This is a genomic window from Carnobacterium sp. GW821-FHT04C06, assembly GCF_059420345.1.
This window is the reverse complement of sequence record NZ_JBWKTN010000005.1, coordinates 189,113-202,428: the sequence shown is the minus strand read 5'-3', so window position 1 is coordinate 202,428 and position 13,316 is coordinate 189,113. Positions and strand designations below refer to the sequence as shown.

Annotated in this window: 12 protein-coding genes; 10 read left to right on the top strand and 2 right to left on the bottom strand. The window is 34.6% G+C overall.

The window, feature by feature from the left end; genetic code table 11:
* Positions 1-268: 268 nt before the first annotated feature.
* Genes AC07SW_RS10430 through AC07SW_RS10415 form a run of 4 tightly spaced genes read left to right on the top strand, consistent with a single transcriptional unit; the run spans position 269 to position 4,421 of the window.
* The gene (locus AC07SW_RS10430; protein ID WP_135081607.1) at positions 269-1,438 is read left to right on the top strand and encodes a glycosyltransferase family 4 protein; all 1,170 of its coding nucleotides are present in this window, start codon (positions 269-271) and stop codon (positions 1,436-1,438) included.
* A 24-nt stretch (positions 1,439-1,462) separates the two neighbouring features.
* On the top strand, positions 1,463-2,515 hold the full coding sequence (locus AC07SW_RS10425; protein ID WP_494632840.1) for a glycosyltransferase family 4 protein: 1,053 nt from the start codon (positions 1,463-1,465) through the stop codon (positions 2,513-2,515).
* Complete coding sequence (locus tag AC07SW_RS10420; RefSeq protein ID WP_119907889.1) at positions 2,488-3,513, top strand: lysylphosphatidylglycerol synthase transmembrane domain-containing protein; 1,026 nt, start codon at positions 2,488-2,490, stop codon at positions 3,511-3,513. Before AC07SW_RS10425 ends, AC07SW_RS10420 begins: the two co-directional genes overlap by 28 nt.
* A gap of 17 nt (positions 3,514-3,530) precedes the next feature.
* Complete coding sequence (locus tag AC07SW_RS10415; protein ID WP_193553693.1) at positions 3,531-4,421, top strand: NAD(P)-dependent oxidoreductase; 891 nt, start codon at positions 3,531-3,533, stop codon at positions 4,419-4,421.
* Positions 4,422-4,455: 34 nt separating this feature from the next.
* Here the strand turns inward: AC07SW_RS10415 and AC07SW_RS10410 are convergent, their stop codons facing one another.
* Entirely contained in the window at positions 4,456-5,634 is a 1,179-nt protein-coding gene (locus tag AC07SW_RS10410) for a pyridoxal phosphate-dependent aminotransferase (protein WP_119907890.1), read from the bottom strand.
* 334 nt (positions 5,635-5,968) lie between these two features.
* Between AC07SW_RS10410 and AC07SW_RS10405 the strand changes: the two genes are divergently transcribed.
* The 5 genes from AC07SW_RS10405 (at position 5,969) to AC07SW_RS10385 (ending at position 11,854) form a co-directional block, all read left to right on the top strand.
* Positions 5,969-6,202, top strand: coding sequence for a YkuJ family protein (locus AC07SW_RS10405; RefSeq protein WP_034570313.1), 234 nt, complete (start codon positions 5,969-5,971; stop codon positions 6,200-6,202).
* Positions 6,203-6,396: 194 nt separating this feature from the next.
* The gene (locus tag AC07SW_RS10400) at positions 6,397-7,683 is read left to right on the top strand and encodes a homoserine dehydrogenase (protein WP_494632838.1); all 1,287 of its coding nucleotides are present in this window, start codon (positions 6,397-6,399) and stop codon (positions 7,681-7,683) included.
* A 4-nt stretch (positions 7,684-7,687) separates the two neighbouring features.
* Positions 7,688-8,746 (top strand): threonine synthase, encoded by a 1,059-nt coding sequence (gene thrC / locus AC07SW_RS10395; RefSeq protein ID WP_034570309.1) that lies wholly within the window; start codon positions 7,688-7,690, stop codon positions 8,744-8,746.
* Positions 8,746-9,612 (top strand): homoserine kinase, encoded by an 867-nt coding sequence (gene thrB, locus AC07SW_RS10390; RefSeq protein WP_494632893.1) that lies wholly within the window; start codon positions 8,746-8,748, stop codon positions 9,610-9,612. Before thrC ends, thrB begins: the two co-directional genes overlap by 1 nt.
* A 175-nt stretch (positions 9,613-9,787) precedes the next feature.
* Entirely contained in the window at positions 9,788-11,854 is a 2,067-nt protein-coding gene (locus AC07SW_RS10385; protein ID WP_494632836.1) for an LTA synthase family protein, read from the top strand.
* 53 nt (positions 11,855-11,907) lie between these two features.
* On the opposite strand, the gene AC07SW_RS10380 is transcribed toward AC07SW_RS10385, so the two are convergent.
* Positions 11,908-12,549, bottom strand: coding sequence for a copper homeostasis protein CutC (locus AC07SW_RS10380; protein ID WP_494632835.1), 642 nt, complete (start codon positions 12,547-12,549; stop codon positions 11,908-11,910).
* A gap of 139 nt (positions 12,550-12,688) precedes the next feature.
* On the opposite strand from AC07SW_RS10380, the gene AC07SW_RS10375 reads away from it, so the two are divergent.
* Complete coding sequence (locus tag AC07SW_RS10375; protein WP_494632834.1) at positions 12,689-13,264, top strand: DUF3267 domain-containing protein; 576 nt, start codon at positions 12,689-12,691, stop codon at positions 13,262-13,264.
* Positions 13,265-13,316: the final 52 nt, after the last annotated feature.

Here is a 13,316-nt window from a genome sequence, read left to right as displayed (position 1 = left end):
TTTAACGAAGCTTTTTAATGAAGGATTTTCCTTCGTTAGAAAGCTTTTTTTAATTTGAAAAAACGTTAAAATCTTTCAATATCTTTCAATTAAGTGTATAATTTTACTTATCATGTGATTTTGACGTACGAAAAAAATAAGGTAGCCATTATTTATAAAAAATCAACACTTAGGCGAGTTAAATAACTCGCAATAAATTATACAATTAAATTCAATGTTAAAGAGTTAATGTTTCAATTCATAAATAACTCTAAAGGAGGGAATTGTGATGAATATTGGAATCTTTACGGATACTTATTTTCCACAAGTTAGTGGAGTCGCAACATCAATTAGAACGTTAAAAGAAGAACTAGAAAAATTAGGCCATCAGGTCACTATCTTCACCACAACAGATCCTAGTGCGCCAGATAATGAAAAAAATATTATTCGTCTATCAAGTATTCCATTCTTTTCATTTAAAGATCGACGGATTGCAATCAGAGGTGCTTATTTAGCTCTAAGAAAAGCGAAAGCATTAGAATTAGATATTATTCATACCCACACGGAATTTAGTTTGGGATTGACGGGTAAGTATATCGCTCACAGCTTAGATATACCTCATGTGCATACGTACCACACGATGTATGAGGATTATTTACATTATATTGCAAATGGAAAAGTGGTAAGGCCAACGCATGTGAAAGTGGTGTCTCGTTATTTTTGCAATCGAACAGTAGGAGTAATTGCACCAAGTAAGCGGGTGTTAGACCAATTACGTCACTACGGTGTCTTGCGTAACATCGAAATTATTCCAACAGGAGTAAGTTTAGAAAAATTTGATCCCACACATCCAGTTAATATACGTCAAGAACTGGGATTAGAAGAAGATGAAACGATTATTCTATCCTTGAGCCGCCTTTCAAAAGAAAAAAATACGGAAGCAATTATCAAGGCAATGCCAGCAGTTCTTTTAGAAAAACCAAATGTAAAATTAGTAATTGTTGGAGACGGACCTTACCGCCAAACATTGGAAGAACTTTCGGCTAAATTAACTATTGATAAATCTGTCCTATTTTTAGGAGAAAAACAAAGTGATGAAGTCGGAGCGTATTATCAAATGGCGAATTTATTTGTAAGTGCGTCAGAATCAGAATCGCAAGGTCTAACGTATATCGAAGCTATCGCATCAGGAACTGAGATTGTGGTAAAAGACAATGAATATACGAGAAGTTTGGTTCGTTCTGGCCAATTTGGTGTTGTTTTTCAAAAAGATGAAGATTTGGCAGACGCCATTATTAATACTTTAAATACGACATTTACAACCGAACAAGCTGAACGAGATGAATTGTTGTATGATATTTCAGCTACAGCATTTGGCAAGCGAGTGGCAGATTTTTATAGTGAATCTGATGAGTTGTATCAATGTGAAAAAAAGAATCAAATTAAACTAGCTAAATAATATTGGAAAATGATGGTGAGATAAATGATAAAAATAACAATGTTTTCTTCTGCGGATAAAGTGAAAGGGCAAGGAGTTGGAAGTGCCTATCTAGAGTTAATGCAATTATTAAAAACAAGAGCAAGTGATCGTTTAGATATTAAAATTAACCGTTTTAAACCTACAACAATTAGCCATTATCATACAATTGATCCACACTATTTTATTACTACTTTTTTTAGAAAGAGATTCGGTAGAAGAATTGGTTACGTTCATTTTGTACCAGATACTTTAAAAGGAAGCCTTCATTTACCTAAATTTATCGAGAAAATATTGTATTGGTATGTCATTGCTTTTTATCGTCGGATGGATCATTTAGTAGTGGTAAATCCATGTTTTATTCCAGAGTTAGAAAAATTAGGCATTTCTAAAGAAAAAATTACTTATATCCCTAATTTTGTTGCAAAAAAGGATTTTTATCCGTATACAAAAGAGCAAATTAGAACGTTAAAAAAAACCCATCAAATTGAAGAAGAAAAATTTATTGTTTTTGGTGCAGGACAAGTTCAAGAACGAAAAGGTGTGTTTGACTTTGCCAAGTTGGCGGAAGAGTTACCAGATGTTCAGTTTATTTGGGCAGGTGGCTTTTCATTTGGGAAAATGACGGATGGGTATGAAAAATACAAAAAATTAATGGAGCAACCTCCTAGCAATCTAAAGTTTGTCGGAATTATTGACCGTACAGAAATGTTAGATTACTATAATTTAGCGGATATTTTTTTATTGCCTTCGTATAATGAATTGTTTCCAATGTGTATTTTAGAAGCATTTTCTTCTGAAACGCCAGTCTTATTAAGAGATTTACCGTTATATCGTCCGGTGATTGATGGTTATTACAAGCCAGCTGCGGACCGTGCTGAAATGAATAAAATTTTACGTGAGTTGCAACAAAATAAAAAAGAATATGAGTCATTAAAAGATGCTGCAATTCAAGGGAATCTTGCTTATTCAGAAGAGCGATTAACGAAAATTTGGTGTGATTTTTACCAACAACAAGAAGGAGACTCTTTATGGAAAGAAGAAATAAATGGGCATTAGCCATCATTCTGCTTATTGGAGCAAGTGTTTTTTTCTGGGAATTCAGATCTTTAACGTTACATGAGATAATGGTAGAGTTTCGTCAAATTCAATGGAGTTGGATTATTGTTGCAATTGCTTGTATGCTGTTTCAATGGGCAGTAGAAGCCAAGATTGTTCAAGGATTGTTGGAAAGGGAGAATTTTAGTTATTCTTTTAAAAAATCTTATCGAATTCCACTGATTCAACATTTATTCAATTCGATTACACCATTTGCTAGCGGCGGACAACCGGCTCAGTTGGTAGCGTTAAAGCAAACGGGAGTAGACATTGGAATTGGAAGCTCGGTCTTATTAATGAAGTTTGTCGTTTATCAAGGAATGATTGTGGTTTACTTTGGATTATGTGTGTTGTTGCGGTATCATGTTTTAGTAACAGAAATTTCTAGATTAGCATTCTTTGTTATTTTAGGACTAGTCACACATATTCTTGTGATTGCTGTTTTACTTTTGATTACCTTTAAAGTCAATCTAACCAAAAAAATTGTTCATTGGTTAATGATAATTGTTTCCATCTTTATGAATAAGGAAAAAGCGCGTTTACTTGAAGAAGACATCGTATTAAAAGTAGATTCTTTTTATCATGAAAGTCTTTATATAAGAGGGCAAACACTGTTGTTGTTGAAAACGGCACTGTTAACAGCGGTTCAATTAGCGGGTTATTTTATTGTTCCATATTTCATCTTATTAAGTTTAGGAATTAAAGATATGGATATTATTACCATTATTTGTATGCATGCGTTTATTGTCATGATTGTATCGCTATTTCCGATTCCTGGTGGTTCTGGAGGAGCTGAATACAGTTTTACGCTTCTTTTTGGTAGCTTTATTTTATCACCGGAAAAATTAGCGATTGCGTTATTATTATGGAGACTGATTACTTATTATTTGGGTATTTTATTAGGGGCAGTGGCTTTAGGAGTTACGGGTGATTCTAAGAACGTAAAAGATAATGCGTAATGGAAGGAAGGATAAAAATGAAAAAAATTGGATTTATTGGTACAGGAGTAATGGGAGCTTCCATCGTTAAACATCTATTGAAAGCAGGCTATCCAGTTGCTGTCTATAATCGAACAAAGAGCAAGACTGATGAGTTAATTGCAAAAGGTGCAACTTGGCATGAGACTCCTGCATCTGTTACAAAGGAAAGTGATGTTGTATTTACAATTGTCGGGTATCCAAAAGATGTGGAAGAAGTTTATCTTGGCAAAAATGGTATTCTACAAGAAGCCACACCAGATAAAATTTTAGTAGATATGACTACTAGTACGCCAACATTAGCGAAAAAATTATTTAATAAAGGTCAAAAATTAAATATTCAAGTGTTAGATGCCCCTGTTTCTGGTGGCGATTTAGGTGCCAAAAATGGAACTTTAACGATTATGGTAGGTGGAAATGAAGAAGCTTATCGACAAGTTGAACCTATTTTTGAGGTTTTTTCAGGAAAAGTAAAATTACAAGGGCTTGCAGGAAGTGGTCAGCATACGAAGATGGCTAACCAGATTATGATTGCAGGAACAATGACTGGAATGACTGAACTTTTAATTTATGCAAATGCGGCTGGTTTAAACTTGGAAAGTGTCTTAGACACTGTTGGTGGGGGAAGCGCTCAAAATTGGTCATTGACAAATTATGCGCCACGAATTTTAAAAGAAGATTTTACAGCGGGTTTTTTTGTGAAGCATTTTGTTAAAGATTTGAAAATTGCGTTAGATGAAGCTAAAAAGATGGAGATTCAATTGCCAGGTACGTCACTGGCTGAAAAGCTATATGAAAAATTAGAAGAGCAAGGTGACGGAGATGATGGTACTCAAGCCTTGATTAAACTATGGTGGCCTGAAGGAAAAGCAATTCCTAAAAATGATTAAACTAAAAGCAGCCGATGTTAAATCGGCTGCTTTTTTATGCTTCTCTTTGAGTAAAAATATAATCTTCTAAACGTTCCATGGCGATTTCTAATTTTTCCATACTCGCTGCGTAGCTAAGACGAACGTACCCTTCACCAGCGCTACCAAAAGCAGAACCTGGGATAATGGCTAGTTTATTTTTTTCTGCCAAATCCACACAAAAATCCATGCTATTTTGAATGAATCCCGTTGGAATTTTAGCAAAAATGTAGAAAGCTCCATTAGGTCGTGCAATTTCAAAACCCATAGCCTTCATTTTTTCGTAAAGAAAATCACGACGCTTTAAATATTCGACCTTCATTGGCAACGCATCATCAATTCCAGCTGTCAAAGCTGCAGTTGCTGCTTTTTGTGCCATCGTAGTAGCGCTTGTAACTAAATATTGATGGACTTTCATCAATTGTTCTACTAGTTCTATCGGTGCAAAAATAAAGCCAATACGCCAGCCAGTCATGGCATGTGATTTTGATAACCCATTGATTAAAATAGTCTGATCACGAGCATATTCAGCGATAGAAACATGCTTTTCTCCATAAGTTAATTCACTATAAATTTCATCACTAATAACAAAAATATTATGAGCTCGAACAGCAGAAGCGATTGCAGCTACTTCTTTGCGATTATATGTGACACCTGTTGGATTACTTGGATAGTTTAAGATAATAGCCTTAACGGCTGTACCATGTTCTTTCATTGCGGTTTCAATCATTTCAGGAGTTAATACAAAATCATTAGAAGTTGTATCAATGTAAACAGGTGTGGCACGAGCTAAAGTAATCAAAGGTTCATAACCTGGATAAATAGGAGTGGGTACTAAGATTTTATCACCAGGGTTTAAAATAGCTAATAAGCTAGCTGAGAGAGCTTCAGTAGCTCCTACAGTTACTAAAACTTCTGAACTTGGCGTATAATGAACTTTGTATTTTGTTTTCATAAAATTGGCTGCAGCAATCCTTAGACTTAAATCACCAGCCATACCTGTATAGTGTGAGTCGTTATCTTCGATAGCTTGGATGCCAGCCTGTTTAACGTGTTCAGGAGTATTAAAATCAGGTTCTCCTAATGTTAATTTTAACATATCGTCGATTTGAGAGACACGTTCATCGAATTTTCGAATATCAGAAACCTCAATTTGGTACGTTTGCTGATTGAAGTTTTTAGTTAATGGATTCATCAATAGTTATCGCTCCTTTTTTATTAATTAAGTCATTTTACCATAAAAAAGTAAAAAAATAGAAATTATTTTAACAATTAGTGAGTTATTAAACTTATTTACTGAATGATTTTGTTTGAGAAATGAAAAAAAATCAAGAAATTAAAAAAATAACTTGTTTCAATAGTTATCAAAGATTATAATAAGTAATTGATTGTTACTAAGCTTTTGCTTTTTTTAATTTCTTTATTTTTAGGAAAACTATATTTTTAATGAGAAAAGAGTTAGATTAATGCGTTTTAGTAAAAAATCTGTTAGAATAAAACTGAGCTAAGATTGAAAGGGGCACGAAACAATGAAATCTTCACAGTTAGTGGCGATTATTCGTCGATTAGAAGCAATGCAAGAAAGTACAGATAGTGAAGTTCAAGTTCGTCGATTTGAAAAAGAAGGTCACGAGCGCTGTCTAGTAAGTTATGATTCAAAAGCTGGCACATATGAAATGGAAGACGTTGGCGATCATTCTGTTTATCAGTTTGATGATATTGACTTAATTGCAATTGAAATTTATGAATTACTCCAAGACTAAACAATGAGAAGGCTAACGCTTACGTTAGTCTTTTTTTTTTACATTAAAATTATAATAGTGTCAAATAAATGTTTTTTTGAATAAAGGGTAGAGTTCATATTGAAAATTTTGTATACTAGTAAAATAAGATAAAATTAAAAAACGATGATAAAACAATGTGGCTGATTTATAAAAACAAAGGAGGAGGTTAAAAAATGAACAAGCAAATTCAAGTTGGGATTTTAGGATTTGGGACTGTTGGAAGTGGTGTTATTCGAATTTTAAAAGACCATAATGCTAAAATTCGTCAAGTAACTGGCGAGGAGATTTCTGTAAAAAAAGTTTTAGTTCGAGATATTGAAAAAAATCGTGGAAAAATTTCTGAGGGGATCCAGTTAACGACGAATGAAGATGAAGTTTTAGCTGATCCTGAAATTGATGTTATCTTAGAAGTGATGGGAAGCATTGACAGTGCAAAAATGTATATTACTAAGGCTTTAAAGGCAGGTAAACATGTTGTAACAGCCAATAAAGACCTGATTGCTTTACATGGAAATGAATTAGTTGCTTTAGCAAAAGAAAATCAGTGTGATTTGTACTATGAAGCCAGTGTAGCTGGAGGAATTCCGATTCTTAGAACGATTGTGGATAGTTTAGCGTCAGATAATATTCAGCAAGTGATGGGGATTGTGAACGGTACGACTAATTTTATGTTAACAAAAATGACAAATGAGCATCAATCTTATGAAGAGGCTTTAAAAGAAGCTCAGGAATTAGGTTTTGCTGAAAGCGACCCCACTAATGATGTGGATGGCATAGATGCAGCTAGAAAAATGGTCATCTTAACAAGACTTGCATTTGGAATGAATGTGGAACTAGACCAGATTGAAACGAAAGGAATCCGCAACTTAAAGTCGATAGATATTGAAACTGCTAAAAAATTGGGATACCGCATTAAATTAATTGGTACTGCAGAAGAAAATAATGGAGGGGTATCTGTTAGCGTTGGCCCAATATTAGTGCCAGAAGCTCATCCCTTAGCAAGTGTTCAAAATGAAAATAACGCTGTTTTTGTAGTGGGGGCTGCCGTTGGGGAAACCATGTTTTATGGACCAGGTGCAGGTGAATTACCAACTGCAACGAGTGTGGTTAGCGATTTAATTATAGTTGCAAAAAACATTCGATTAGGTACTACTGGAAATGTTTTTAATTCTTACCAACACGAAACGAAATTAATGACAGACGAAGAAATTTTATCTAAATATTATTTGTCGATTGAAATGAACGATCGCACAGGTTTATTTTTAGAGTTAACGAAAATCTTTGCAGCGTCTGATGTAGGATTTGATAAAATTATCCAAGAGCCCATTGAAGGTGGGATGGCAAAAGTAGTAATCATCACACATTTAATGAATCGTAAACAAGAAAAAGAAATTTTAGCTAAATTAAAAAAAGCCGACGATATGAATTTATTGATTCATCTCAAAGTGATGGAGGGGTAACTAAATGTATAAAGGACTATTAGATCGTTATCAAGAAAACTTACCTGTTACTGAAAAAACACCTATGATTTCTTTAGCAGAAGGCAATACTCCCTTAATTCCGTTACACAATTTGTCAAAAGAATTAGGGATTACTTTATATGGAAAATATGAAGGTCTAAATCCAACGGGTTCATTTAAAGACCGGGGCATGGTAATGGCAGTAGCTAAAGCGAAAGAAGAAGGCGCAAAAGCAATTATCTGTGCATCAACTGGAAATACAAGTGCAGCAGCAGCAGCTTACGCAACAAGAGCAGGCTTGAAAGCTTACATTGTGATTCCAGATGGGAAAATTGCACTAGGAAAATTGGCTCAAGCGGTAATGTATGGAGCGGATATTATTTCAATTCAAGGCAACTTTGATGAAGCTTTAAAGGCTGTTCGTAAATTAGCAGAGACGGAAGCTGTTACACTGGTAAATTCTGTAAATCCTTATCGTTTAGAAGGGCAAAAAACAGCGGCTTTTGAAATTTGTGAAGATTTAACAAAAGCACCTGATGTTCTGGCAATTCCAGTCGGCAATGCTGGGAATATTTCAGCATACTGGAAAGGGTTTAAAGAGTGGAATGAGTTGCATCAAACAGGATTACCTCGGATGCATGGTTTTGAAGCAGAAGGCGCAGCAGCTATCGTTCAAGGCGCTCCAATTGAAAATCCTGAAACGATTGCGACTGCGATTCGCATTGGAAATCCTGCAAGTTGGTCATTAGCAGAAGCAGCTCGCGACGAGTCAAAAGGAGCAATCGATTCTGTAACAGATGCTGAAATTATTGAAGCTTATAAAAAAGTAGCTGCGATGGACGGTGTCTTTATTGAACCAGGTTCAGCTGCATCCCTTGCAGGCGTAATCAAACATCGTGCAAGTGGAGAGATTAAAACAGGCGAGACCGTTGTTTGTGTCTTTACTGGAAATGGATTGAAAGATCCTGATACGGCAATGAACGTCACTGAAATTCCAATTGCTAGGATGGACGACCTTGAAGAAATGCGGGTGCATTTACGTGAAGGAATGAACCGGTTATGATGCAAATTAGAGTTCCAGGAACAACGGCTAATTTAGGACCGGGATTTGATTCTTGTGGACTTGCATTAAACCTTTATCTAACCCTTACAGTAGGTGAAGTTCAAGATAAATGGGAAGTGATTCATTCATTAGGAGAAGGCATTCCAATGGATCAAACTAATGTCATTGTCACAACTGCTTGCAAACTCTGTCCTGACTTAGAGCCTCGAAAATTATGGATGACTTCAGAAGTTCCTTCAACTAGAGGATTAGGAAGTAGTTCTGCGGCGATTGTCGCTGGAATTGAACTAGCCAATCAACTTGGAAACTTAATGTTAAGCCAACAAGAAAAAGTAACGTATGCTACTTTAATGGAAGGTCATCCAGACAATGTAGCACCAGCAATTCTCGGTGATTTCGTTGTAGCGACTAAGATTGAGCAAGAAGTCTATGCCGTTAAACATTCCTTTCCAGAAACGGGTATTTTAGTGTGTATTCCTAATGGTGAATTGTTAACTTCGGAAAGTCGTGATGTGTTGCCTCAAACATTAACTTATTCCACAGCTGTTACTGCCAGTAGTATTGCAAATGTTATGATTTCTGCTATTTTAGCAAATGATTTGTCATTAGCTGGAAAAATGATGGAACAAGATTTATTTCATGAATATTATCGAAAGAACTTAATCCCTCATTTATCAGATATTCGAGAAACTGCGAATCAATTTGGCGCTTATGGAACTTTTTTAAGTGGGGCAGGTCCAACTGTTTTAACGCTTGTACCATTAGCTAAATTAAAGAAATTACAATCAAAACTAGAACGTAACTATCCACAAGCCATGATCAAAGAGTTGGAAATTGAACGAAATGGTGTGGAAGTAATCCATTAAAATAACCCTTCAATCGAATGTTGATTGAAGGGTTATTTTGATTTAAAAAGTTAAAGTTTTCGTAAATCAGCGATTTTTAGTGAATTTTAATTGTAAGTTGGCACAAAAGAGAGTAATCTCTATAGTTGAAGTAAACATAATGTTTTTCAAAAAACGTTATAAAGGAGAACGAATGATGAAAGAAAACAAACAATTTATGAGTAAAACAAGATCTCTATTAAGTACAAGAATGGGATTTTTCTTATTTGCAGTTATTTTATTTTGGTTAAAAACCTATGTAGCCTATCAAACCAAATTTTCACTAGGTGTTAGTGGCAGTGTCCAACAATTTTTACTGTTTATTAATCCCATTAGTTTCACACTGCTATTATTTGGCATTTCTCTTTTTTCAAAAGGAAAAAAGTCGTACATTATTTTATTGGTTATTGATTTTCTAATGTCTACTTGGCTGTTTGCTAATATTGTGTATTACCGAGAATTTTCTGATTTTATGACGATTAATATTATTAAAGGAGCATCTGCTGTTTCTAGTAATATGGATACAAGTTTAAAAAGCTTGATTCATGTCTCAGATTTGTTCGTGTATCTTGACATTATTGTTTTGATTACACTATTAGCTTTCAAAATTGTCAAAATGGATACTCGTGTCTTAAAAAAACGAATTGCATTTACGGTTACAGCACTAGCTGTTGCAATTTTTGCAGGGAATTTAAGTTTAGCTGAGATGGATCGTCCACAATTACTAAGCCGTACATTTGACCGTAACTATATTATTAAATATTTAGGGTTAAATGCGTTTACTGTCTATGATGGCGTCAAAACTGCACAAGCTAATTCAACAAAAGCAAATGCTGATAGCAGTGATATGGACGAAGTGTTAGCTTATATGAAAAAAAATCAAGTTCCTGCGAATGTGAATTATTTTGGTAAAGCTGAAGGAAAGAATGTTTTTGTAATCCATTTAGAAAGTTTCCAACAATTTCTGATTGACTATCAATCAAATGGTGAAGAAGTAACGCCGACATTAAATCAATTTTATCATGACAGCAATACTGTAAGCTTTGATAATTTCTTCCATCAAGTTGGTCAAGGGAAAACAAGTGATGCTGAAATGATGTTGGAGAATTCATTATACGGATTGTCTCAAGGTTCAGCGATGGTAACTAATGGAACTGAAAACACGTTCCAAGCAGCGCCGGCAATTTTAAATCAAAAAGGCTATACAACAGCCGCTTTTCATGGCGATGTAGCGAGTTTTTGGAACCGTGATAACGCTTATAAATCATGGGGTTATAATTATTTCTTTGATTCTACCTATGATTCAAAAGGCGAGAACTTTAATGTTGGATATGGCTTAAAGGATAAAATCTTCTTAAAAGATTCTGCGCAATATCTTGAACAATTGCCTCAACCATTTTATGCAAAAATGATAACCGTGACAAATCACTATCCATATCCATTGGATGAAGCTAATGCCACGATTCCTAAGACAACGACAGGAGATTCAACAGTGGATGGCTATGTTCAAACAGCACGTTATTTAGATGAAGCAATCAATGAATTTTTAACGTATTTAAAAACGACAGGTTTGTATGATAATAGTGTGATTTTAATGTACGGCGATCATTATGGAATTTCAAGTAATCATGGAAAAGCTGTTTCTCAATTGTTAGGAACAGAAGAGTATACGGATTTTGATGATGCGATGTTCCAAAAAGTACCCTTTATGATTCATGCACCGGGCTTAGCAGGTGGGGTGAATCATACCTATGGTGGCGAGATTGATGTATTGCCAACATTGTTACATTTATTGGGAGTAGATACAAAGGACTATATTCAGTTTGGATCTGATTTATTGTCAGATGAAAATAAACAAGTAGTTGCGTTTAGAAATGGGAATTTTGTTTCAAAACAGTTCACCAAATTATCTGGGGATGTTTATGATACGGCAACAGGAGAATTGTTGACGAATTTAACACCTGAACAGACAGCTGAGTTGAAAAAAGAAAAGGACTATGTAGATACCCAATTAGCGTTATCGGATAAAGTAATCACAGGTGATTTATTGCGATTCTATACACCTGATGGTTTTAAACCAGTTGATAAAACCCAGTACAACTACAAATACAATAAAGGAATCAAACAATTGGCTAATGAAGCTCAAAAAAACCGATTGATTGATAAAAATAATGGCAATTCAACGGTGGATAGTTACCAAACTAACGCACCTGAATTGAAATAAAGAAAACTGTTTCATCTGTGAGTAATTTTACTCTTGATGAAACAGTTTTTTGTTTATAGAGATCCTAAAATTTTTGTTCCGTGAACTTCATTTACACCTAGTTTAGTTGCGATCATTTCGCAATTATCTTGATGTACACCGCCACCTGGTAAAATAATGATGCGTCCATTTGCATAATCAACGAGGTCCTTTAAATGCGGAAGACAAGCATCAATTGTTTGATTTGCTGAACCTCCGTGAGTTAAAATACGTTCTACGCCAGCTTCAACTAGCCAATCAATTGCTTCAAATTGTTGTTTTTTTGGAATTGCATCAAATGCCATGTGGAAAGTGACTTGTAATCCTGTTGCTTCATCTAATAATAACTCCATCGCTTCTTCATCAATCCAACCATCTTCAGTTAAACAACCAAGCACAACACCATCAATGCCTAATTTTTTTGCTTCAATCAAATCAGTTGCCATTATTTTTAATTCTGTATCATTAAAAACAAAATTACCACCACGAGGTCGTATGATTGCCATAATGGGAATGTGTTTCTCTTGACAGTAATGAATGCTTTCCTCCATTACACCGGTGCTGACGGTGGTTCCACCAATAGCTAAGTTGTCACATAATTCAAATCGATTTGCACCACGTTTAATGGCTTCAGGGATAGCTGTAAAATTTTCGATACACACTTCTTTTAAAAGCAAAAAAATCACTCCAATATTTTTAGATAAACTTAGTATACCATAAATTTTTTTCTTAACTTCAGTAATAAAAAGAAAACAGGTGTCTCGTTTGATTGTGGTACAATAAAAAGAAATGAAGCAGAGGAGTGTCTACTGAGCAATGAAAAAAGACTTTATCTTAGAAGAAAAAATCAATTTAATTGAAAATACCTCATTGTTATCAAAATTGACTGCTTGGAGTGCCGGACTAGCTCTTAGCTCTATGGTAATTCTTGGATTTATATTAAAAAGAAACCATTTACTTTACGTTGAAACAAATACGCTGAAATTCATTTTGGATTTCTTTTTAGTGTGTGGTTTGTTTGTCTTATCTTTAGTGATTCATGAAGGAATTCACGGCTTCTTTTTTAAATGCTTTGGTGGAAAAAAAGTCACTTATGGATTTAAAGCTGGAATATTCTACGCGGCATCTTTCAATTCATTTTATACACGATTTCAATATAGCGTAATTGCGGGAGCTCCGTTTATTGTTCTAAGCAGCCTTTATTTCATGTTGGGAAAGACCCATCCAATAATTGCTAGCCTTCTATTTAGTATGCATACTGCAGGTTGCGTAGGTGATTTTTATTACCTGTATGTACTATTTAAAAAAAGCAAAGGTATTTTTGTCAAAGATACTGAAACAGGAATGTCTATTTATCGAAAGAATGAAAACAGAGATCCTAAGTTCAGATGATGATTTGATAAGTTTAACTTAAGGAAAGTTTAATATAAAGAATCCACTCGAA